This window comes from Paraburkholderia tagetis (genome assembly GCF_022213065.1).
In the GTDB taxonomy this organism is placed as follows: Bacteria; Pseudomonadota; Gammaproteobacteria; order Burkholderiales; family Burkholderiaceae; genus Paraburkholderia; species Paraburkholderia tagetis.
On record NZ_JAKLJA010000002.1, the window covers coordinates 126663 to 150413 of the forward strand.

Below are 23751 nucleotides of genomic sequence, written 5' to 3' on the forward strand. Positions count from 1 at the left end.
AAAACAGCAAGCTGGAGACGGAGACACCATGCAACCGACCGCTCACGTCGATACATTCGCACGCGATCATCTGCCGCCCGAAGCGCAGTGGCCCGTGCTGCTTCTCGACAATCCCGATGTCGCCTACCCGGCGCGTCTGAACTGCGCGGCCGAATTGCTGGACCGCGCCATCGAGGCCGGGCATGGCGAACGCCCGGCCATCTGGTCCGAGGTCGACGACAAGCCGCAGGCGACCACGTATGCGCAGTTGCGCGAGCTCGTGGACCGCAGCGCCCATGTGCTGGTGGAGGACATGGGCCTGAAGCCGGGCAATCGCGTGCTGCTGCGCGGCCCCAATACGCTGCAGATGGCCGTCGCGCTGCTCGCCTCGCTGAAGGCCGGCCTCGTGGTCGTGCCGACCATGCCGCTCCTGCGCGCGAAGGAACTCAAGCAGATCATCGACAAGGCGTGCGTGAGCGCGGCGCTCTGCGACGTGCGGCTTGCCGACGAACTCGCGCGCTGCATGAATCCCGCAGACGAATTCTTCTGCGCGGATCTCAAACAGGTACGCCATTTTCACGACGACGCGCCCGAGAGCCTCGAAGGTCTCGCCGCGAAGAAGCCCGCCACGTTCGCCGCGTGCGACACGGCGAGCGACGACGTCTGCCTGATCGCGTTCACGAGCGGCACGACCGGCACGCCGAAGGGCTGCATGCAGTTCCATCGCGACGTGATCGCGATGTGCGACCTGTTCCCACGCTACGTGCTCAAACCCACAGCCGACGACGTGTTTTGCGGCACGCCGCCGCTGGCCTTCACGTTCGGGCTGGGTGGCCTGCTTTGCTTCCCGTTGCGCGTGGGCGCCTCGACGGTGTTGATCGAAAAGCTCACGCCCGCGCTGCTCTTGCAGACCATCGAGCGTTTTCGCGCGACGACCGTATTCACGGCGCCCACCTTCTACCGGCAGATGGCGCCGCTCGTGAAGGACGTCGACATTTCCAGCCTGCGCAGCACGGTATCGGCCGGCGAAGCGCTGCCGCAGACCACGCGCGACGTGTGGCGCGAGGCAACGGGCATCGAGATGATCGACGGCATCGGCGGCACGGAGATGATCCACATTTTCATTTCCTCGGCTGGCAGCGACGTGCGCGCCGGGTCGATCGGCCGTGCGGTGCCGGGCTATGTCGTGCAGGCGCTCGACGACGCGATGCAACCGGTGCCGCACGGCGTTACCGGCAATCTCGCCGTGCGCGGGCCAACGGGCTGCCGCTATCTGGCCGACGAGCGGCAGATGAAGTTCGTGCGCGACGGCTGGAACCTGCCCGGCGACGCCGTCACCATCGACGCCGACGGCTACGTGTTCTATCAGGCGCGCTCCGACGACATGATCGTCTCGTCCGGCTACAACATCGCGGGCCCGGAGATCGAGACCGTGCTGATGCAGCACCCTGCCGTGGCGGAATGCGGCGTGACGGGCGTGCCCGACGAATTGCGCGGACAGGTGGTGAAGGCATTTGTCGTGTTGCGCCCGGGTTTCGAGGGCAACGACGCCATGGTGGCCGAGCTACAGGGTTTCGTGAAGAACGCGGTGGCGGCGTACAAGTATCCGCGCCTGATCGCGTTCATCGATGCGCTGCCGAGAACCGAGACCGGCAAGCTCAAACGCTCGGCACTGAAGACGATGTGACCCAGGCTGGAATGAGACAAAGGGCGATGCGCTTACCTGGCGCATCGCCCTTTTTGTTTTGCTGGTTTCCGATCGTCAACGCCAACTAATTCAAGTAATACAACGTAAAACGTTAAATTTATAACGGATCAGGCCTTAGTGTTTGACATTATTAATATAATGTTGATTGTTTCGGCGCCGGCACACGCCGGATCTCTAGCTGCGCAGTTACTGCGTCAGTTCTCGATGCAAGGCGCGATACTCAAGCGAGAGCTTGTGTCCTGGATCGAGGTGAATAACGGGCTTCGCCTGCTGATGCGATTCGCGGATCTTCACAGACGACGACAGCCGCGAAGCCAGCACCGGCAAGCCCTCGCCAATGAGTTCATCGACCAGCTTTTGAGGCAGGCTCGCACGAGGCTGAAACTGGTTGATGACGATACCCTCCACTTCTAGCGCGGCGTTGTGATCCTGGTGGATCTCCTTCACGTTCTCGAGCAAGGTGTAAAGCGCGCGCCGGGAAAAGTCGTCGCAATCGAACGGAATGAGGCAACGCTCGACCGCGATCAGCGCGGCCCGGGTGTAGAAGTTCAATGCCGGCGGTGTATCGATATAAACCGCGTCATACATGTCGAGTTCATTGAGCGCGTCGCGCAGCTTGTAGATCTTGTAGCGAGATTCCAGTTTGCTGTGCAGCGTATCCAGGTCGGGATGACCGGGCATGATGTCCAGATTCTCAAACGGTGTCGGATGAATAAAGGACGTCGCTTCCACGGGTTTGAAGCTGAACGTCAACGCGGTTTCAAAAAAGCTCGCGGCGGTGGGGTGCGCCTCGCTTGCGCGCGTGCCGAGCAGGTATTGCGTTGAATTCGCCTGCGCATCCAGATCGATAACCAGCGTCCGCAACCCTTCGCTGGCGCTAATGGCCGCGAGGTTGCAAACAATCGTCGATTTCCCTACGCCACCTTTCTGATTGAATACGACGCGCCGCATGCTCTCCCCTCGAATGGAAGCTTTAAAAGAGCTGCCAGCATACCCGAACGTTACTGCATTGCAGCACACCAACAATAATATCGGGACCTGGCGGCCCCATGGATTCGATTTGTGCAATGCGGTCGTGGAAATGACGACGGGCGGCCATTGCAGGCCGCCCGTCGTTCCCTCCTCTACTGCTTGATTACCACTTCCAGCCCACCCCGGCGTTCACGCCAACGTCATGGCCCGTGGTCGAGACACCGGCGCCGTAGCCCCAGCGGCCGTTGCCCGACAAGCCCTTGAAGTTCACCGCGACCGCGCTGTAGCCCTGGTACGAGCCGAAGCCCACACCCACGGTCTTCTCGCCCGCGTTGAGCGACGGCAGATACGTGCCGCTCATGGCCATCGCGAGTGCAGTGCCGGCGTATGCCGTGCGTGCCACGTTGTTCACGTTGGACTGCACGCTGCCGAGTTGCGAGACCGTTGCCGCATCGGTCGGCGCAATGCCCGCCGCGATGTTGGTGAGGCGTCGCTCGGCGCGGGCCGTGCCGAACGAGACGGTGTTGTCTTCCGTCGCAACCGAGCCTTGGCCGATGGCCACCGAGTTGGCGCCCGGCGCCGACGCGCCATAGCCCACGGCGACCGAGCCCTGACCGGAAGCGCGCGAGTTCACGCCGACTGCCGTTCCGTTCGAACCTGCGGCGATCGAGCCTGCGCCGACCGCGACCGTGTTCGCGTTCTGCGTCGTTGCACGGTAGCCCATGGCCGTCGAGTTGTTGCCGGTTGCGTTCGCGTTCGAACCATACGCCGTTGCACCCTCGCCATTGGCCGTCGCGCACAGACCCGAGCCTGTGGCGTCGACACCGTTCACCGAGGCGCAATCTTGTGCGCTGACGTTGTGGATCGCGCCGCCCGTCGCACCGCGCGTCTGCACGGAGCCGTCGTTGTTCATACCGCCGGCCAGCGTGCCCATGAAGGCATTACCCGCTGCATTCGCGGCGTCGATCATCTGCACCACCGGCGCAACCGTGGTCGACAGCGAGCTGACTTCCGAAGAGACCGTCGAGAGACCGGTCGACAGCGAGGAAATGCCTGTCGAGGTCGACGCGGACAGATCGGTCACCATCGTCGACAGCGAGTTGACGCCGCCGGTGCTGCTTGCGGCCGCAGTCGAGAGGCTTTGCAAGCTGCTGTTGGTCGTGTCGATGCTCGTGGACAGCGCATCCATGCCCGTCGACAGCGAAACGAAGCCGGCCGAGGTGGTCGTCGACAGCGAATTCAGATTGCTGTTGGTCGTGTCGATGCCGGTCGAGAGCGAGGCGACGCTAGACGACGTCGACGTCGACAGCGAGTTCAGATTGCTGTTGGTCGTGTCGATGCCGGTCGAGAGCGAGGCGACGCTCGACGAGGTGGACGACGAGAGCGAATTCAGATTGCTGTTCGTGGTATCGAGGCCGGTCGAGAGCGATGCAACGCTCGACGAAGTCGACGTCGAGAGTGAATTCAGATTGCTGTTCGTCGTGTCGAGTCCGGTCGAGAGCGACGCGACGCTCGACGAAGTCGATGCCGACAGCGATTGCACGCCGGTCGACACCGAGGCGATGCCTGTCGAAGTCGACGTCGACAGCGAATTCAGATTGCTGTTCGTGGTGTCGAGACCGGTCGAGAGCGAGGCAACGCTAGACGAAGTCGACGACGACAGCGAATTCAGATTGCTGTTGGTCGTGTCGAGGCCGGTCGAGAGCGACGCGATGCCCGTGGAGGCCGAAGTCGACAGCGAGACCACCACGGTCGACAGCGAAACCATACCGGTCGAGAGCGACACGACGCCCGTGGACAGCGAGCTCACGCTGGTCGAGGTTAGCGTGGACAGTGACGAGAGGCCCGTGGACAGTTCCAGGTAGCCCGTGGACGTTGAAGTCGAGAGCGAGTCGAGCATGCTGTCGGTGGTCGACAGTCCGGTCGAGAGCGAGCTGAGGCCGGTCGAGGCGGAAGTCGACAGCGAATCGACGCCGGTCGAGAGGCTCGAGAGGTTGCTGTCGGTGGTCGACAGACCGGTCGAGAGCGACGAGAGACCCGTGGACGTCACCGTCGAAAGCGAGCTGAGGCCGGTCGAGGCGGAAGTGGACAGCGAATCGAGGCTCGTCGAGAGCGAGCTTGCGCTCGTCGAAGCCGAAGTGGACAGCGAATCGACGCCGGTCGAAAGGCTCGAGAGGTTGCTGTCGGTGGTCGACAGACCGGTCGAAAGCGACGAGAGACCCGTGGACGTGACCGTCGAGAGCGAGCTCAAGCCCGTCGAAGCCGAAGTGGACAGCGAATCGACGCCGGTCGAAAGGCTCGAGAGGTTGCTGTCGGTGGTCGACAGACCGGTCGAGAGCGATGAGAGACCCGTGGACGTGACCGTCGAGAGCGAGCTGAGGCCGGTCGAGGCGGAAGTCGACAGCGTGTCGAGGCTCGTCGAGAGCGAGCTTGCGCTCGTGGAGGCCGAAGTGGACAGCGAATCGACGCCGGTCGAGAGGCTCGAGAGGTTGCTGTCCGTGGTCGACAGACCGGTCGAGAGCGACGAGAGACCCGTGGACGTGACCGTCGAGAGCGAGCTCAGGCCGGTCGAGGCCGACGTCGACAGCGTATCGAGGCTCGTCGAGAGCGAGCTGGCGCTCGTGGAAGCCGAAGTCGACAGCGAATCAACGCCGGTCGAGAGGCTCGAGAGGTTGCTGTCGGTGGTCGACAGACCGGTCGAGAGCGACGAGAGACCCGTGGACGTGACCGTCGAGAGCGAGCTCAGGCCGGTCGAGGCCGACGTCGACAGCGTATCGAGGCTCGTCGAGAGCGAGCTGGCGCTCGTGGAAGCCGAAGTCGACAGCGAATCAACGCCGGTCGAGAGGCTCGAGAGGTTGCTGTCGGTGGTCGACAGACCGGTCGAGAGCGACGAGAGACCCGTAGACGTCACCGTCGAAAGCGAGCTCAGGCCGGTCGAGGTCGAGGTCGAGAGCGTATCGAGGCTCGTCGACAGCGAGCTTGCGCTCGTCGAAGCCGAAGTGGAGAGCGAATCGACGCCGGTCGAGAGGCTCGAGAGGTTGCTGTCCGTGGTCGACAGACCGGTCGAAAGCGAGGACAGGCCCGTGGACGTGACCGTCGAAAGCGAGCTGAGGCCGGTCGAGGCGGAAGTCGACAGCGTATCGAGGCTCGTCGACAGCGAGCTGGCGCTCGTGGAAGCCGAAGTGGACAGCGAATCGACGCCGGTCGAGAGGCTCGAGAGGTTGCTGTCGGTGGTCGACAGACCGGTCGAGAGCGACGAGAGACCCGTGGACGTCACCGTCGAAAGCGAGCTCAGGCCGGTCGAGGTCGACGTCGAGAGCGTATCGAGGCTCGTCGAGAGCGAGCTTGCGCTCGTGGAGGCCGAAGTGGACAGCGAATCGACGCCGGTCGAGAGGCTAGAGAGGTTGCTGTCGGTGGTCGACAGACCCGTCGACAGCGACGAGAGACCCGTGGACGTCACCGTCGAAAGCGAGCTCAGGCCGGTCGAGGTCGAGGTCGAGAGCGTATCGAGGCTCGTCGACAGCGAGCTTGCGCTCGTGGAAGCCGAAGTGGACAGCGAATCGACGCCGGTCGAGAGGCTCGAGAGGTTGCTGTCCGTGGTCGACAGACCGGTCGAGAGCGACGAGAGACCCGTGGACGTGACCGTCGAGAGCGAGCTCAGGCCGGTCGAGGCCGACGTCGACAGCGTATCGAGGCTCGTCGAGAGCGAGCTGGCGCTCGTGGAAGCCGAAGTCGACAGCGAATCGACGCCGGTCGAGAGGCTCGAGAGGTTGCTGTCGGTGGTCGACAGACCGGTCGAGAGCGACGAGAGACCCGTGGACGTCACCGTCGAAAGCGAGCTCAGGCCGGTCGAGGTCGACGTCGAGAGCGTATCGAGGCTCGTCGAGAGCGAGGACAGACCCGTGGACGTAACCGTCGAGAGCGAGCTCAGGCCGGTCGAGGCCGACGTCGAGAGCGTATCGAGGCTCGTCGACAGGGAGCTTGCGCTTGTGGAAGCTGAAGTGGACAGCGAATCGACGCCAGTCGAGAGGCTCGAGAGGTTGCTGTCGGTGGTCGACAGACCGGTCGAGAGCGAGGACAGGCCCGTGGACGTGACCGTCGAGAGCGAGCTGAGGCCGGTCGAGGCGGAAGTCGAGAGCGTATCGAGGCTTGTCGACAGGGAGCTGGCGCTCGTGGAAGCCGAAGTGGACAGCGAATCGACGCCAGTCGAGAGGCTCGAGAGGTTGCTGTCGGTGGTCGACAGACCGGTCGAGAGCGAAGACAAGCCCGTGGACGTGACCGTCGAGAGCGAGCTGAGGCCGGTCGAGGCCGAAGTCGAGAGCGTATCGATGCTTGTCGACAGGGAGCTGGCGCTCGTGGAAGCCGAAGTGGACAGCGAATCGACGCCGGTTGAGAGGCTCGAGAGGTTGCTGTCCGTGGTCGACAGACCGGTCGAGAGCGAGGACAGGCCCGTGGACGTGACCGTCGAGAGCGAGCTGAGGCCGGTCGAGGCGGAAGTCGAGAGCGTATCGATGCTCGTCGACAGCGAGCTTGCGCTCGTGGAGGCCGAAGTGGACAGCGAATCAACGCCGGTTGAGAGGCTCGAGAGGTTGCTGTCCGTGGTCGACAGACCGGTCGAGAGCGAGGACAGGCCCGTGGACGTGACCGTCGAGAGCGAGCTGAGGCCGGTCGAAGCTGAGGTCGAGAGATTGTCGATGGCGGTCGACAGCGAGCTGACGCCCGTCGAGGTCGAGGTCGACAACGTGTCGATGCTCGTCGACAGGGAGCTGGCGCTCGTGGAAGCCGAAGTGGAGAGCGAATCGACGCCGGTCGAAAGGCTCGAGAGGTTGCTGTCGGTGGTCGACAGGCCAGTCGAAAGCGAGCTTAGACCCGTCGAGGCCGAAATCGAGAGCGTGTCGATGCTCGTCGACAGGGAGCTGGCGCTCGTGGAAGCCGAAGTGGACAGCGAATCGACGCCGGTCGAAAGGCTCGAGAGGTTGCTGTCGGTGGTCGACAGACCAGTCGAAAGCGAGCTCAGACCCGTCGAGGCCGAAGTCGACAGCGTATCGATGCTCGTCGAGAGCGAGCTGACGCTCGTCGAAGCCGAAGTGGACAGCGTATCGACGCCGGTCGAAAGGCTCGAGAGGTTGCTGTCGGTGGTCGACAGACCAGTCGAAAGCGAGCTCAGACCCGTCGAGGCCGAAGTCGACAGCGTATCGATGCTCGTCGACAGGGAACTGGCGCTCGTGGAAGCCGAGGTGGACAGCGAATCAACGCCGGTCGAGAGGCTCGAGAGGTTGCTGTCGGTGGTCGACAGACCGGTCGAGAGCGATGAGAGACCCGTGGACGTCACCGTCGAAAGCGAGCTCAGACCCGTCGAGGCGGAAGTCGACAGCGTATCGATGCTCGTCGACAACGAGCTTGCGCTCGTGGAAGCCGAAGTGGACAGCGAATCAACGCCGGTCGAAAGGCTCAAGAGCTTGCTGTCGGTGGTCGACAGACCAGTCGAAAGCGAGCTCAGACCCGTCGAGGCCGAAGTCGACAGCGTATCGATGCTCGTCGAGAGCGAGCTCGCGCTCGTGGAAGCCGAGGTGGACAGCGAATCAACGCCAGTCGAGAGGCTCGAGAGGTTGCTGTCGGTGGTCGACAGACCAGTCGACAGCGAGCTCAGACCCGTGGACGTCACCGTCGAAAGCGAACTCAAGCCGGTCGAAGCGGAAGTCGACAGCGTATCGATGCTCGTCGAGGTCGACGTCGAGAGCGCGTTCAGACCCGTCGCTGTCGACGTGGACAGCGAGCTGATGCTGGTCGAAGACGACGAGGACAAATCCGCCAGTGCCGTCGACAGCGAATTGACGTTACCGCCGCTGTTGGCGGTCGCCGTCGAAAGGCTTTCGAGGCTGCTGTTGGTCGTCGAAAGGCCCGTGGACAGCGAATCGATGCCGGTCGAGAGCGATGACAAGCCCGTGGACGTCACTGTCGAAAGCGAGGAGAGCCCCGTCGAAGACGAAATCGACAGGCTGTCGAGGTTGCTGTTGGTCGTCGAGAGACCGGTCGAGAGCGAAGACAGGCCCGTGGAGGCCGAGGTCGAGAGCGAACTGACGCTCGTCGACAGGCTCGAGTCGCTCGTGCTCAACTGGGCGACCGTCACGGCGTCCTGCGGTGCCGAACCGTCCGCGACGTTGGTGATGCGGCGCAGCTCGGTCGCGTTGCCGACCGAGACTTCGGCCACAGGCGCTGCCGTGCCGGTGGCATAGCCGGTACCCGTCGGGGCGGCCGCGCCGGTCGTGCTGTTGGCGCCGATCGCCACGCTGTCCGCGTAGGCGGCGGTCGCGTTGGGGCCGATCGCCACAGCATTGGTCGCGCTGGCCGTCGTGGTGCTGCCAAGCGCCACCGCGCCGACGCCGCTGGCGGTCGTCGTGAGACCGAGCGAGATAGCGCCGCTGCCCAAGGCCTTGTTGGCGCTGCCGAGCGCAACCGCGCCGTCGCCGGTCGCGGTCTGCGCACGGCCAATAGCCACGGCGCCGCCCGCATCGGTCGTGCTGTTCGCATTCGTGGCGGCCGAACCGATCGCGACGTTCTGGCCGATCGCGCCTGCTACCGAGCTGTCACCCTGAGCGATGCCATAGTTGCCTTGCGCAACGGCAAGATGGCCGAGCGCCACGCCCGAAGCGCCGGTTGCCGTCGACTGCGCGCCAAGCGCGATCGAGCTCGTGCCGTTTGCTTTTGAAAGCGAGCCGATGGCGATCGTGTCGGTGTTCGACGCAGTCGCGCCGATACCCGATGCGAACGAGCCTTGTCCGCTCGCCACGGAATAGATGCCGAATGCCACCGCGCCCGCGCCGTTCGCTTGTGCGCCGTAACCGCCTGCATAGGCTCCAAAGCCGTTTGCCTGCGTATCGCAACCCATTGCGATGGTGTTCAAGCCCCACGACTGGGTCTGCGTGATCCCGTTGCCGGTTTCCGTGACGTAGCCGCGAGTGACGCTCGTATAGCCCGGTATGCCGGCGGTCTGGCCCGGCCCCACGTTGTAGGCGTCGTCGTAATTCAACACACTCTTCTGTACGCCGAAGCCATAGATGCCGCCGGTGAATTTGGAGTCGCCGCTACCATAGATGCCGGCGTAGCTGATATTCGTCAGGCGGTTGCAGTCGCCGTCGCCTACCATCGCTATCGAGTTCGCCGAGGCGCTCGCGCCCAGACCGCCGGAGCTAGCAGCTCTTACACTGGTGCCGGCACCGTTACTGGTCATGCCGGTATCGGTAATGGCGAATGACGCGAACGCGGGAGCTGGCGCGAGCATGGCCGCCAAGGAAGCGCCCGCCGCAACCGCGGCAAGCACCAATTTCGACTTGCAACGCTTGCCACGCGCCTTGTCCAGTTCGGATACAGCAACCCAGGCGCCTAGCGCCTCGTTCCATACACAACGATATGCCTTGTTCATACCACCCTCGGGATCAGACTCATGAGCCTTAACCAGCTCTTTGAATTCGGTTTTTAACCGGCCAGACGCGTTTCCGCTTTTTCATTTGGAAATCGAATACGCCAAGCATTCCATCCGGCACTGCCCCGCTCTATAGAATTCCTTCTATTCCCGCTGGCTAAACCCCCGATCTCGGATTTTTCCTAGCCGCATGCGGCGTCGTCGAGCCGGAAAGCGCGCGTTTCCACGGCCCGATCCACCGAACCTTTAAATTCGTATAAATCGTCGTTTCAGTTCTTTACGCCGATAACGAATTGCCCGGCCTTTCGAATTTTTACTGTGTTCATTCCGGCGAATAAACCCCGGTGCACCCGCCACGCGGATTAATTCGAGATATTCGAATTAATCCGATATCGCCACTTCCGTCGCGCGCGCACACTGCTTCACATAGCAGGTCCCAGCAATCAACAGCGCCGGTACACGGCACGGAAAACACATCATGAGAATCGGCATTTCGGTGCTCAGCCATGAAGGCCAGAACATCTGGCAAAACGGGCTCGGCCAAAACGTCATCTTCATCGCACAGGCTTTCCAGCGGCTCCCGTTCGTGGAGTCCGTCGTACTCATCGACGTCGGCAGCGAACAGCGTTTGCCGCAACAGGTCGACGCAATCGCACCGGGTCTGGCCGTTCTCACGCAGCGCGAAGCCACGGACGCCGTCGACGTGGTCATCGAGATGGCCGGCGCGCTCGACAACGCGTGGCTCGATCTGATGCGTGCGCGCGGCCGCAAGGTGGTCTATTACTGCTGCGGACAACCCTATGTGGGGCTCGTGGAGCCGGCAGTGTTCAACAAGCCCGTGCACACCTCGCGCCCCGACCGCTGCGACGAGATCTGGGTCGTATCGAAAGACCGTCTGCACGTTCCGATGCTGCGCACGCTGCACCGCTGCCCCGCGCACGTGGTGCCTTATGTCTGGCATGCGGGCTTTCTGCAGGCGCGCATCGCCGAGGTCGCCCGCCACGGCCTGGAGTATGGCTACGCAACGGAGCGCAACCGCAGCATCCGCGCAGCCGCCGGCGGCGCGCTGCGCGTGGCGATCTTCGAGCCGAATATCTCGGTGGTGAAATGCTCGAGCATCCCGATGCTCGCCTGCGACGAGGCATATCGGGCCGACCGCGCGAGCGTGGCCGCCCTGCACGTGCTCAACACGCTGCACATGAAAGATCATCTGACGATGCTGCATCTCGCCAACTCGCTCGATCTCGTGCGCGAGCATCGCGCCACCTTCCATGGCCGGCACGACATCGTCGGCTTCATGGGGCAGCACGCAGACGCCGTCGTCGCGCACCAATGGGACAACGACCAGAACTACAGCTATCTCGACGCGCTGTACGGCGACTACCCGCTGGTTCACAACTCGCCGTGGCTCGCCGGCTTTGGCGCGGGCTACTACTACACGGGTTTCGACGCTCACGAAGGCGGCCAGCAACTGATTGCCGCCGCACGGACTCACGACGCGGGGCTCGATGCATATCGCATCCGCACGCGCGCCGTTTTCGACGCGGTCGATCCTTATAACGAAGACAATCTGCAAGCCTATGCCGAGCGCCTGCAGGCGCTCGCTGAAAGCACCCCGATCCGGAGGTCTGTATGAACACGCCCGAAACCGCCCAGCCGCCCGTGCAACGCCGCGTGCCCCGGACCTCCGCCAAGCGCAGCCGTGCTGCGTCGAAGCCGCAAGGCCTCAAGGTCGGCGTCTCGCTCTACGTGCGCAAGGGCGAGCAATCGCTCTGGGAAAACGGCATCTTCCAGAACTGCCTGTTTCTCGTGATGCTCCTGCGCAAGGTGCCATCGGTAGCGGAGGTCTATCTCGTGATCGGTGGCGGCGATGGCGACATCGACGACGCGCAGCGCTTCGTCAAGGACGCGCCCGCGCCGCTCATCGACATGGCCGACGCGGCCACACGGCTCGATTTGATGATCGAGATGAGTGCGCAGCTCGATCGCGCATGGATCGCAAACTTTCGCGAGCGCGGCGGCAAGGTCGTCTCGATGCGCGTGGGCAACGACTATGTAATCGACATCGAGCGCATGACCTTCAACCTGCCGCACGCGCTGCTCATCAGCGGCGCGCGCTACGACGAGATCTGGACGCTCCCCGAGTACGAGACCACCTGCATGCCGTACTACCGCAGCGCCATGCGCGCACCGGTGCGCATCATGCCCCACCTCTGGAGCCCGCTCGTGCTCGAAAAGGCCGCCGCCGCGCTGCCCGAAGGCCAGCGCTTCGGCTATGAGCCGGGACGCCGCCGCTGGCGCGCGGGCATCTTCGAGCCGAACATCTGCATGGTCAAGACCAGCCAGATTCCCATGCTGTGCTGCGAGAGCGCACACCGCGCGAATCCCGATGCGCTGGAGCATGTCTGGGTCTACAACACGTTCAAGTCGAAAGAGCACGCGGGCTTTCGCAGCTTCGCCAATAGTCTCGACATTGCGCGCCACGGGCTTGCATCGTTCGAAGGGCGCTTCCCGTTCTACCAGGTCATGGCCCAGCACGTGGATGCGATCGTTACGCATCAATGGGAGAACCCGCAGAATTACCTGTACTACGAAGCATTGCACGGTGGCTATCCACTCGTGCACAACTCGCACCTGATTGGCAACTGCGGCTATCGCTACCACGATTTCGACTGCGAGGAAGGCGGGCGTGCCCTGCTGCACGCGCTCGCCACACATGACACGGATCTGGCCTCGTACCGGCGCGATGCGCAAGCGTTCCTCGCGACGCTGCACCCCGAGTACGCCGACAACGTCTACGCCTACGGCGCAGCCATCGCTGCGCTGTTCGAAAAGGAAACAGTATGAGCACCGCCACGCAAAACGGCTCGAGCAAAGCCAGGGGCCTCAGGATCGGCATCACGATCGGGCTTCACCAGCCCAACGAGACACTCTGGAACAACGGCATCAAGCAGAACGCCGTGTTCCTCGCCGACACGCTGCGGCACTGTCCGGGCGTCGCAAGCGTCATGCTCGTCAACACGACGGCCGTGCCGGTGACGCGCGAGCTGCCATGGAATCTCGACCGATGGCCCACGCGTGGGTTCGACGAGGCGAAGGACAAGATCGACGTCATGATCGAACTGGGCGGCCAGTTGGACGGCGAGCGCACCGCGTGGCTGAAGGCTCGCGGCGTGCGGCTGGTCTCGTACTGCTGCGGGTTCGAGTACATCCACGCCACGGAAGGGATCCTCTTCAACAAGCCGATGTGGAACGGCAATCTGTTCGTCAATCAGCGCTACGACGACATCTGGGTCATTCCTCAGGTGGCCGGCAACAGCCAGTCCTATCTAGAGGTGCTGCGTCGCACGACGGGGCGCGTCGTGCCGTTCGTATGGAGTCCGACGTTTCTCGAGGAGCGCACCCGCGCACTGCCGGGAGGCGGCGTATACGCGCCGCGCGACGAAGGCCGCGCGCCGGCACGGCTCACGGTGATGGAGCCCAACATCAACATCGTGAAGTTCTGCCTCTACCCCGCGCTGATCGCGGAGCTCGCCTACCGCGCCCGTCCCGAAGCCATCGAACTGCTTCAGGTGACCAATGCACTGAAGCTCGCGCAGGAGAATCGCGATTTCATCGCGCTGATGAACCAGCTGGATATCGTGCGCGAGCACAAGGCGCTGTTTCTCGGCCGCTACGACACGCCGACCTTCCTGGCGCAGAACACCGACGTCGTGGTCTCACACCAGCTGGAAAACCCGCTGAACTACTTCTATCTGGAGGTGTGCTGGCAAGGCTACCCGCTCGTGCACAACGCCACGCTGTGCCGCGGGCTCGGCTACTACTACGAGGCCAACGATGCCCATGACGGCGCGCGGCGGCTCATCGAGGCAATCGATGCGCGCGGGCACGATGCCGCCGCCTGGCGCATGAGCCAGCGCCGGGCGATCGCGCGCTTCCTGCCGTTCAACGAGCAGGTCGTGAAAACGTATCAGGCACTGCTCGACGATTTGATGGCGCGGCCGCTGCGCTAGGGCTTATTAGCGTGAACAGGCCCTGGGCACTCGAGCCGCGCTTGAGGGGGAAGTTCCGGCGCGGCTTCAGGCGGGGGTGGTCGGCGCCTTGCTCATCCAGGCAGTGAGCAGCGCCGACGACACCGCCAGGATCACCGGGCCGATGAAGAGGCCCACGATGCCGAACGCGAACATGCCGCCCAGCACGCCGGAGAGGATCAGCAGCATCGAGAGGTTCACGCCGCGCCGGATCAGCGCCGGCCGCACCACGTTGTCGAGCATGACGACCATCACCGACCAGACCGCGAGCAGGATTGCCGCGACGCGCGCGTCGTGCATGAACAGCCAGGCAATGCCGCCGATCAACGGCAGGCCCGGACCGATTTGCGCGAGGCAGAGCAAGAGCATCAAGGCGGTGAGCACGCCCGCGCCCGGCACCCCGGCCACCGCGAGGCCAATGCCGCCCAGCGCCGATTGCAGCACCGCCGTGACGACGATGCCGAGCGCGACCGCGCGAATCGAGGCCCCTGCGAGCTGCACGGCCTCCGGGCCGTGGTTCGGGGAAACGCGCGCGGAGAAGCGCGTGATGAAGGACGCCGCTTGCTCGCCCTGCATATACAGCACGCCCGTGATAACCACGGTGACGAACATGTGCATCACGAACACGCCCACCGATGCCGCGTGGCCGATGAGCCAGTGCGCCGCGATCGACACGTAGGGTTCGAGCTGCGCGAGCAGCCCGCCGGGGCCCGCATCCGAGAGCGACTGCCATTCGTTGGCCACGCGCGAGCCCACCACGGGCACATCGTGAATCCAGCCGGGCGGCGGCGGCAAGGTGTACTGGGGCAACTGGCGGATCAGATCCATGATCTCGCCGCCGTGCGCCGCGAGCGTCGAGATCGCTTCATAGAGCGGCAGGACGATCACGACCAGCAGGATCAGCAGCATGACGAGGGTGGCGAGCCCGCGCCGCTTGCCCACGCGCCGCTCGACGGCGAGCATCGCGGGCCAGGTTGCGACCACGATGGTCGTTGCCCAGATCAGCCCTGGAAGGAACGGGCGCATGACGTACAGGGAGCCGACCGTCAATGCGCAGAGAATCGCAACGACAAACAGTACGCGAGCAATATCTGGCAGGTCTTGCGACTTCACGGGCTCTCCTCGCGGCAGGCAGGCCGCCGCATTAATCACATTAACCACATTAATCAATAACGCATCGGACTCGAACCTGAGCGGCGGCAGCGTGCTCCAGAGCCCGGCCGCGCGGCCCGCAAGCACGACGCCGCCGACCCGCTAGTCTATCCCGGATAGGCTCTGATCCGTCGCGAAATAGCGCTGATTCGGCCCGATCGACGATAATGGCCGCTCCCCCCTTCCGCCCGCGCGCCCACCTTCCCCACCTCCGAAAGAGACCCGCCATGTCCGCTTCCGACTCCACACTGCCCTGCGTGCTCCTCACCAACGACGACGGCATCGACGCGCCCGGCCTCGCCGTGCTAGAAGCCGTTGCGGCCGAGCTTGCGCACGAAGTGTGGGTCGTCGCTCCCGAGCACGACCAGAGCGGCACGTCCCATTCGATCAGCCTGCACTCGCCGTTGCGCGTGAGCCGCCGCGGCGAGCGCCGCTTCGGCGTGCTCGGCACGCCTGGCGACTGCGTGGTGATGGCCGTGCGCCACCTGATGGGCGACGTGACGCCCACGCTGGTGCTCTCGGGCATCAACCGTGGCGCCAATCTGGGTGTGGAGACGATGTTTTCCGGCACGGTGGGCGCAGCCATGACTGGCCTGCTGCTCGGCCTGCCGTCGATCGCGCTCAGCCAGACCTTCCGCGACCGCGAGCACGTGCGCTGGGATACGGCCCGCGCGCTCGCGCCGGACGTGATCCGGCGCCTCGCGGCGATTTCGCACGAGGCGCCGGTGTGTTTGAACGTGAATTTCCCGGATGTGGATGCGAGCGCGGCAGGACCGCTCACCGTCACGCGCCAGGGCGTGGGACTCGTGCAGGGCATCGACGTGGTCCCGCAGATCGATCCGCGCGGCATCGAGTATCACTGGCTGCGCTTCACGCGTGGCCCGCGCGAGAACGGGCCGGATTCGGAAACGGCCGTGGTCAACTCGGGGCGGGTTGCGGTCACGCCGCTTTATTTCGACCGCACCGACGAGCGCACTTTCTCGGTGCTCGCGCAGGCGTTGAGCACGGGCCGCTGACTCAGTCCTGCACCAGCGCGAGCACGCGCAAGGGGCTGCCCGACCCCGCCTGGATCTTCAGCGGTGCCGACATGATCACCGCGCCGGTGGGCGGCAACTGATCGAGGTTCTTCAGGCACTGGAGGCCATAGCGGTTCGATCCGTGCATGAGCGTGTGGCACGGATACGGCACGGGCCAGGCGTAGGCCTGCCCCGCGTCGGTGTTGATGGTCTCGACGCCGAAGCCGTGAACCTTGCGCTCGTGAATGAGCCATTCGACGGCCTCCTGCGTCGGCCCCGGCGTATGCGCACCGTCTTCGCGCAGGTTCAGGAACTCGGCCGGATCCGTGCGCCTGGACCAGTCCGAGCGCAGCAAGACCCACGCACCTGCGGGAATGCGGCCATGCCGGGCCTCCCACGCCTGCAGAAAATCCACCGTCAAAAGCCAGTCGGGATTCGCGGCGACTTCGGCGCTTGCGTCCACCACCACGGCCGGCGCGATGAAGTTTTTCACGTCGATGGTGTCCACGGCGTTCTGCGCATGGTCCTTGCCCGAAATCCAGTGCACCGGAGCATCGAAGTGCGTGCCGGTATGCTCGCCGCACGAGAAGTTGTTCCAGTACCAGCCGGGGCCTTGCTCGTCGTACTGGCTGATCTTCTCCATCTTGAACGCCCATACCTGGCCGAACTGCGGCGGCAATTGCAAAGCCGGAAACTCGGGCGAAAGCGTTTGGGTGAGATCCACCACGCGCACACGGCCGCTCGCCAGATCGGTGGTCAGTTGCTGCAGACTGCTCGTCATCTTGCACTCCTCTCCTCGTTCAACCGCGTACTTGCCCTTGCCCGGCGCCATCGCCACGCGTGCCCATGTGGCGCGCCAAACACGCTAAAATTATCTTTAGGTGTAAATCAATTCAAAATCATGGTTAACCCCTTTTTTTCCTTTCGGCAACAGGGGCGGGATTCATGTCTGCGACCTGCGTTCGCGCCAGAGGAGCTAGAGGGTCGTGGTATGTTTGCATTCCGGCGGAAGCAGCTCACGCTCCGCAGCCAGTGGCCGTATTTACGCAATTTCCCCGTATGAGCTCGTCTTCCTCCAACAGCTTTGTCGACAGTTACACTCCGGCGCTTCTTGCCCAGGTCAGCCAGTTGATCTCCGGTGAATTCCACGTGATCGTGCAGGCCGCTGGCTTCGAGATCTCGGACTGGCGCGTGCTCTCCACACTTTCCGATGGGAAAGCCATGAGCATCGGCCGCCTCGCGCAGATTTCCGTTACGAAACAGCCGACCGTGACGCGTCTGCTCGACCGCATGGAAGCGCAAGGCTATGTCAAGCGCATTCCCAGCGAGACGGACCGGCGCGTCACGTTCGTGCGCATCACGCCGCAAGGTCAGAAGCTCGTTTCCGAATTGATCGTGCAGGCGAAGCGACACGAAGATCAGGTGCTCGCGCCGCTCGGCGCGCAAAAGGCCGAGGAACTGAAGGCCACGCTGCGCATGCTGATCGATCTGCACCTCCCGCCTGCCTGACGCCGCTGACACCGCCGACGCCCCTGACACTCGATACGCGCCGTCCGCCACGGCGCGCACCTGCGGCTCAGCCTTGGCGTGCCTCGGCTTCTTTTACAGCGCCTTCGATTGCGCGGCGCAAATCGTCTGGAATGGGAATGGCCTTGTGCGTGTCGAGCGAGGTCGTCACGATGGTTTGCTGGGCGCTCATGCGCACGACGCCGTCCGTACCCGTGCACGCCCACGCCAGCGTGAGCGACGCCTGGCCGATGCGCTCCACGGCGAGCGAGAGCCACACCTCGTCGCCCATCTTGCTGACCGCCTTGAAATCGACCTCCAGATGCACCGTGGGCATGCCCACGCGACGCGCGCCGATCACGCCGTGATAGCCCTCGGGCAAGAGCGCGTCGGTCCATGACTCGACGAGGTCGTTGAACAGCACGAAGTACTGCGGATAGAACACGATGCCGGCCGGATCGCATTCGGAAAAGTGAATCTTGTGCCGCTGGCTGAAGGTGGGCGCGTTCGTTTTCATGACAATGTCTCCCTGGGTCTCCCTCTGGTTACGCGCCGCGATTATGCCAGCGCGTGCCGCGCAAGCGCGGCACGCAGCTTGTGGCCGTGCTCGTCGGCGAGCGCCGCGTCGCGCAGCTCGCACAGGGTCGCGGGCGCGAGGCGTGCGCCCGCGCGCCCGACCACGCCCATGAGCGTCTGGTAGTTCGCGAGTCCACGGGCATGGGTGTCGCTGTAGCCCTTCACGAGACGCTGGCATTGCGCGACTTCGACGCCCAGTGCCGGATTGTGCTGCGCGGACTGCACGATCTGCTGCAGCCAGGCTTCGATGCGCGCGCTCTCCAGTTCGTAGCGCAGTGTGCGGCGGCGCATGCCGCGCAGGCGCGCGAGCGCGTAGAGCATCAGGTAGCCGCGCAGCGAGCTCGTCCTGACCACGCGCCCCGCTTTCGTATGGCGCTTGACGAGTCGATGAATGGCATGCGGCTTCGCGAGCCAGCGGCCGATTCCGGCGGGCAGCGTCTCGCAGATTTCCTCGATGCGCGGGTGCATGAACTCGTTGATCGCGAGCACCTGATCCGGCTGCGCGCGCACCTCGCCGCGCACGCGCTCGAAACGCGAGGCGCGCGTCTTGAGGTCGGCCACGCGAATCGTGTCTTCATACGACATCCACAGCGCGAGATGGCGCGCCGTCTCGCGTAGCAAAGCGCCCTGGGCATCGGGCAGCATACGGCGCAGGTTCGCGAGCCGGTCGAGATAGAGCCCCGCATATTCGGGGTCCTGATAATCGATCAGCCTGCGCACGCCCTCGATGGCGAACGAGTGCGCCTCGGCGGGCAGTTCGGCGCGCACGCGCTGGAGCAACCGTGCCACGGCCGGATCGCGAGGCGCGGGCACAGCTTGCTGGCCTGAAGGCTGGGCGCCGCCTTGTGGGGCCGCGTCAGCGTCAGAGTCAGCGTCAAAGTCGGCTGCGGCGTTGTCGGCGCCCGCGCGCGCATGGCCCAGATCGAACGCACGCAGGCTGGGCTTCACGCCCACGCCGCCGCGCTCGATGGTTTCCTCGAACTGGCGGCGGCTGAACGGCAACACGCCGGTGCCGGCAAGCGCGCCGAACAGCACCGCGCTGATCACGCTGCCGCTCGCTTCGGCCGCCTGCGCCATGTCGAAACGCACGAAGCGCTTCGCGGCCTGGCCCGCATGAGCGATGAGCGCGCCGTCGTCCACGCGACCGTCGCCCATCGCGGTCTTTTCGGCGATCGAATAGACCCGATGCGTCGAAGCCACGAGTGTCGTGCGCTCCGGCGTCACGAGCCCGCGCTGCACGGCGCGGCCCGCCTCCATCAACTCGGACGCCAGCACCACGTCGACGTCGCCGGGCAGCGGCATCAAGGCGAGAATCGGCGTGCGCGGCTCGGTCTCGTCGCGTGCGAAAAGCTCGACGTAATAGATCGTCGCGCCGGTGCGCTGCGCGACACCCGGCACCGAGGTGGTCTGCGCGTAATAGCCGTTGTGCTCGCCCAGGTCGACGACCCAGTCGGCCAGCACGCCGCCGCCTTCGCCGCCCATGGCGAGAATCGCAATCTTGATCGGTTGTGCTTTGTTCATGGTCTTGCCCAGAAGTCGGAAGGCGCGCTCAAAAAGCGTAACGTTCGCGGCGGCGCGCTTCGCGGCGCTGCAGCCAGCCGATTGCCGCATTGCGCACGCGCTGGCGCAGCTTGTCCATTTTCGAAGGATTACTGATGATCTGCGCGCGATAGAACGACGGGCACAGCACCGCCGCATGCGAAACTTCGCCGCACAGGCCGCAACCCACGCAACTGTCGAGCACGCTTGCCACCGGGTCGGTGCGCAGCGGATCGGGATTGGGCTTGATCGAGAGCGACGGACATCCCGAGAGGCGAATGCACGAATGGTCGCCCGTGCAGGTGTCCGGGTCCACGCCGAAGCGCTCGCGCACCACGCGCTCGCCCGCGGCGATCGCCTTGCGCTGCTTCGGCTTCTCGCGACGCTGCTTGTTCAGCATGCACTCGCTCTGCGCGATCAGCACCTTCGGGCCCTCCTCGCCAGTGGTGAGCGCTTCCCTGAGCGTCGCCATCATCGTCTTGAGGTCGTAAGTGCGGCGTACCGCTTTCACCCACTTCACGCCCACGCCGCGCACCGCCTGCTCGATTTCGTGGCCCGTGCTGCGCGTGGGATTGAGCGCCGTCGACGAAAGAATGTCCTGGCCGCCCGTGGCCGACGTATAGCTGTTGTCGACGACGATGGTGAGGTTGTCGCTCTTGTTGAAGACTGCGTTGGCAATGCCGCTCGTGAGGCCGTTGTGCCAGAAGCCGCCGTCGCCCATCACCGAAATGGCGCGCTTGTCCGCGCCCGCATTGAGCGCCGATGCGCTCGCGCTGCCAAGACCGTAGCCCATGGTCGTCGCGCCCAGATTGAACGGCGGCAGGATCGAAAACAGGTGGCAGCCGATGTCGGCGCTCACGTGGTGCGGGCCCAGTTCGCGTTCGACGAGCTTCATCGCCGTGAAGATCGGGCGCTCCGGGCACCCCGTGCAAAAGCCGGGGGGGCGCGCGTGCACGCTGTCGTCGAGCGCGGGCAGCGCCTCCACCGGAATCACCTTGCGCGGCGCCGGTTGCGGTTCGAGCACGCCATAGCGCTCGAAAAACGTGCGCAGCCCCTTCATCACCGTGGCGGCGTTGTATTCGCCGGCGAGCGGCAACACGTCCTTGCCGTGCAGCGCGGCACCCACGCCGCGTTGGCGCAGGATCGCGCTCGCGTTCTGCTCGACGAAGTTCGGCTGCCCTTCTTCGATCACGAGCACAGCGCGCTTGCCCGCGCAGAATCGTTCCCACTCCGAATCAATGAGCGGATACGCCACGTTCATCACATACAGCGGAATATCCGATTCGCCGTAGACATCGGCGAGACCGAGCCGCTCCAATGCGCGCAGCACGGTGTTGTAGCTGCCGCCCTGCACCGCGATACCGATATCGCGCGCGTCGGCCGAAAAAAACTCGTTGAGCTGGCGCTCTTCGATGAATTTCACTGCGGCCGGCCAGCGCTCGTGAATCTTCTCGCGCTCGTGCAGGAAGCTCGCGGGCGGCAGCACGATGCGCCCGACGTCGCGTGACGGATGCTCGAGCGCGTCCTTGATGGTGAAAGCGGAGCGGCGATTGTCGGACGCCACGAACTGGCCATGCACGTGGCACGCGCGAATGCGCAGTTGCAGCATGACGGGCGTGTTGCTCGCCTCGGAAAGGTCGAAGCCGTCCTTCACTGCCTGCACGATCGCGGGCAGATTGGGGCGCGGGTCGAGCAGCCAGATCTGCGACTTCATGGCGAACGCGTGGCTGCGCTCCTGCATGATCGAGGAGCCTTCGCCGTAGTCCTCGCCGACGATGATCAGCGCGCCGCCCATCACGCCGCCCGAAGCGAGATTCGCGAGCGCGTCGGACGCGACGTTGGTGCCCACCGTGGCCTTGAACGTGACCGCGCCGCGCAACGGATAGTTGACCGAGGCGGCCAGCGACGCCGCGGCGGTGGCCTCGCTCGCGCTGTTCTCGAAACGGATGCCGTGGTCGCCGAGGATGTCCTGCGCGTCCGCTAGCACGTCCATCAGATGCGAGATCGGCGCCCCCTGGTAGCCGGCCACATAGGCCACCCCGGATTCGAGTAGCGCCTTCGTCACGGCGAGAATGCCTTCGCCGCTGAATACCTCGCCCGCGCCAAGACGCAGCTTCTTGACTTCCTCGACAAACGACCGCTCTGCCATGACCGTCCCCTTCGATGATCTTCCTCTGGCGCCGGCCCATTCATGCCGTGCGCCGGGTCAGTATAATTTAGATATAAATATTTCCAAAATCATAGTTAACCCGGCAAAACGGCACCCTGCGGAGGGTGCCGGAACGAATGCGGCTGCGCGACGAGGGACTAAAAGGGGTAAGACCGCAGCCGGCGCTCAGATCACCAGCCGCGAAACTTTCACGCCTTCGAGCGAGACGCCGGCCATCAGACCGGCGTTGGTCATCACGAACGCCTCGACGGGGCTGGTCGCCGTCGAGGTGTCGACATTGCCGTTCGCCCCCACGGTGACGAGCGCAACCGTTGCATCGGCGCCCGCGGACCACCCCTGGCTGTTCGTGAAATCGTTGAGCGCGCCCTGGTTCATGAACGCGAAGATGATGGCCTTGGACTGCGCGCCGATCTGCAGGCCGAACGAGCCCCCCAGCGTGCTGTAGTAGCCGTCGGTGCGCCCGTTCACGCGCAGCGCGCCGGTGCCGTATTGCGCGCCGATCCAGAATCCCGCCGCAATCACTCGCGGGAAGACGAGCACGCCGCTCGCCTTCGAGATCAGCTCGCGCGACCCGGTCACGGTGCTGTAGAGACGCGTGAGCGTGGCGTCCACGCTCGCATCGATGGCGTTGCGCCTGGCCGCGTTATCGGCGGCGCTGTTTCCCGAACCCAGCGGGGTCGTCGTGCAGCCGGCGAGCGCAAGGCCGCTTGCCGCAACTGCGGCGCTGGAGCTGAGGAGAAATTGACGTCGGCGCATTGAGTTGTTCCTGTCTAGACGAGTCAGCGAAGAAGAAGCCCGCGCGCAGATGCTGCGCGAAGCGCCACAGGATAGCGTGGGCGGTCGCCGGCCGCTGCCCGGACGCGCCTTGCATGCCCCTTGCACGCCCCAGCGCGGGCTGGCCGCACCATGCCCTCCCATGCCGGTATAGGACAATGCGCCGCAGATCGAGTTCGCGGCACCCCGTCGAATCAAGACGCCTGCGCCCGTCGCCGCGCCATATCGCAGCGCAGCATATCCATCCCCCGCCCCCTTCCCCGCGCCCATCCAGGGCGTTCGGCTCCGCCCACGTCCATCGGATGGTTTCTCGAAATCGTCCGATTTTGTCTGTCAGCCCGAATCGATAAAGTCAGGACATGACGCGAACAACGCTCGCGGCTCCCAGCCATCTTGAATCAGGTGCCATCATGTCCCTAGCCACTCCTCTTTGTCGGAACCGATCCGCTGCGTCGTGGATCCTGAGCGCTTGCGAATGGGCGAGCAGCATCGGCATCTACCTCCTGCCGGTCTTTTACGTTGCCTTCTTCGCCACGCTGTTCCTGCTCTGGCGCGAGCCCCGCGCCACGTTCTGGCTGATCGCGGCAGGCGGCGCCCTCGGTTGGGCCATGACGGCGTGGGCGATCGTGTTCTGCCTCGCCAGCACGAGGCCGGTCCGCGCCACCGTGCATGGCCGCGTGGAATCCGCCCACCCAGGCCAGCCGCGCGTGCGCCCCGTGCCGCTGCGTTTCGCGCAAATGCCCACGCGCTCGTGCCGTCAGGCCTGCTCCACGCCGTCGGGCAGCGAAGCTCGCTTCTCGGTGGCCTGCTTCCACGCGCGTTGTGCCGCCGCGAATAACGTCGACGCATCTGGCATCGACGGTGATTACACGCAAGCCAGCCACTAACAAACCAATCGCTAACGC

At 64.6% G+C, this 23751-nt stretch carries 15 protein-coding genes and 1 pseudogene; 7 read left to right on the forward strand and 9 right to left on the reverse strand.

Going from position 1 to position 23751, the window contains the following annotated elements; all coding sequences use genetic code 11:
- The first annotated feature begins 28 nt into the window (after nt 1-28).
- Nucleotides 29-1666 carry an AMP-binding protein gene (locus L5014_RS03665; protein ID WP_238462223.1) on the forward strand — a complete coding sequence of 546 codons (1638 nt, stop codon included), beginning with the start codon at nt 29-31 and terminating at the stop codon, nt 1664-1666.
- A 207-nt stretch (nt 1667-1873) separates the two neighbouring features.
- Here L5014_RS03665 and L5014_RS03670 read toward each other — a convergent pair whose 3' ends face one another.
- From L5014_RS03670 to L5014_RS39200, 3 genes and pseudogenes are all read right to left on the reverse strand, one after another.
- The gene (locus L5014_RS03670) at nt 1874-2638 is read right to left on the reverse strand and encodes a ParA family protein (RefSeq protein WP_238462495.1); all 765 of its coding nucleotides are present in this window, start codon (nt 2636-2638) and stop codon (nt 1874-1876) included.
- Between the two features lie 184 nt (nt 2639-2822).
- Nucleotides 2823-9470 carry a YadA-like family protein gene (locus L5014_RS39195; protein WP_476638956.1) on the reverse strand — a complete coding sequence of 2216 codons (6648 nt, stop codon included), beginning with the start codon at nt 9468-9470 and terminating at the stop codon, nt 2823-2825.
- 477 nt (nt 9471-9947) lie between these two features.
- Nucleotides 9948-10082: pseudogene (locus L5014_RS39200) on the reverse strand (ESPR domain-containing protein); the annotation flags it as partial.
- Nucleotides 10083-10560: 478 nt separating this feature from the next.
- Between L5014_RS39200 and L5014_RS03690 the strand changes: the two are divergent.
- The 3 genes from L5014_RS03690 to L5014_RS03700 are packed head-to-tail and all read left to right on the forward strand — an operon-like array spanning nt 10561 to nt 14095.
- Entirely contained in the window at nt 10561-11718 is a 1158-nt protein-coding gene (locus tag L5014_RS03690; RefSeq protein ID WP_238462224.1) for a DUF2827 domain-containing protein, read from the forward strand.
- Entirely contained in the window at nt 11715-12929 is a 1215-nt protein-coding gene (locus L5014_RS03695) for a DUF2827 domain-containing protein (protein ID WP_238462225.1), read from the forward strand. The genes L5014_RS03690 and L5014_RS03695 overlap by 4 nt, the downstream gene beginning before the upstream one ends.
- Nucleotides 12926-14095 carry a DUF2827 domain-containing protein gene (locus L5014_RS03700; RefSeq protein WP_238462226.1) on the forward strand — a complete coding sequence of 390 codons (1170 nt, stop codon included), beginning with the start codon at nt 12926-12928 and terminating at the stop codon, nt 14093-14095. Before L5014_RS03695 ends, L5014_RS03700 begins: the two co-directional genes overlap by 4 nt.
- A 66-nt stretch (nt 14096-14161) precedes the next feature.
- Here the strand turns inward: L5014_RS03700 and ydiK are convergent, their stop codons facing one another.
- Nucleotides 14162-15226, reverse strand: a complete 1065-nt coding sequence (gene ydiK / locus L5014_RS03705; protein ID WP_238462227.1) for an AI-2E family transporter YdiK — start codon at nt 15224-15226, stop codon at nt 14162-14164.
- 266 nt (nt 15227-15492) lie between these two features.
- Here ydiK and surE point away from each other — a divergent pair, with 266 nt between their 5' ends.
- Nucleotides 15493-16281 carry a 5'/3'-nucleotidase SurE gene (gene surE / locus L5014_RS03710; RefSeq protein ID WP_238462228.1) on the forward strand — a complete coding sequence of 263 codons (789 nt, stop codon included), beginning with the start codon at nt 15493-15495 and terminating at the stop codon, nt 16279-16281.
- Nucleotide 16282: 1 nt separating this feature from the next.
- Here the strand turns inward: surE and L5014_RS03715 are convergent, their stop codons facing one another.
- Nucleotides 16283-17062, reverse strand: coding sequence for a cyclase family protein (locus tag L5014_RS03715; RefSeq protein WP_238462229.1), 780 nt, complete (start codon nt 17060-17062; stop codon nt 16283-16285).
- Nucleotides 17063-17340: 278 nt separating this feature from the next.
- On the opposite strand from L5014_RS03715, the gene L5014_RS03720 reads away from it, so the two are divergent.
- Entirely contained in the window at nt 17341-17790 is a 450-nt protein-coding gene (locus tag L5014_RS03720; protein ID WP_238462230.1) for a MarR family winged helix-turn-helix transcriptional regulator, read from the forward strand.
- Between the two features lie 67 nt (nt 17791-17857).
- On the opposite strand, the gene L5014_RS03725 is transcribed toward L5014_RS03720, so the two are convergent.
- The 4 genes from L5014_RS03725 to L5014_RS03740 all read right to left on the reverse strand — a co-directional run bounded on the left by L5014_RS03725 (nt 17858) and on the right by L5014_RS03740 (nt 22828).
- The gene (locus tag L5014_RS03725; protein WP_238462231.1) at nt 17858-18304 is read right to left on the reverse strand and encodes an acyl-CoA thioesterase; all 447 of its coding nucleotides are present in this window, start codon (nt 18302-18304) and stop codon (nt 17858-17860) included.
- 41 nt (nt 18305-18345) lie between these two features.
- Entirely contained in the window at nt 18346-19884 is a 1539-nt protein-coding gene (locus tag L5014_RS03730) for an indolepyruvate oxidoreductase subunit beta family protein (RefSeq protein ID WP_238462232.1), read from the reverse strand.
- A gap of 28 nt (nt 19885-19912) precedes the next feature.
- The gene (locus tag L5014_RS03735) at nt 19913-22051 is read right to left on the reverse strand and encodes a thiamine pyrophosphate-dependent enzyme (RefSeq protein WP_238462233.1); all 2139 of its coding nucleotides are present in this window, start codon (nt 22049-22051) and stop codon (nt 19913-19915) included.
- Between the two features lie 186 nt (nt 22052-22237).
- Nucleotides 22238-22828: a BPSL1445 family SYLF domain-containing lipoprotein gene (locus L5014_RS03740; protein WP_238462234.1), complete on the reverse strand. Its 591-nt coding sequence runs from the start codon at nt 22826-22828 to the stop codon at nt 22238-22240.
- A 428-nt stretch (nt 22829-23256) separates the two neighbouring features.
- On the opposite strand from L5014_RS03740, the gene L5014_RS03745 reads away from it, so the two are divergent.
- Nucleotides 23257-23733, forward strand: coding sequence for a hypothetical protein (locus tag L5014_RS03745; protein WP_238462235.1), 477 nt, complete (start codon nt 23257-23259; stop codon nt 23731-23733).
- Nucleotides 23734-23751 lie beyond the last annotated feature (18 nt).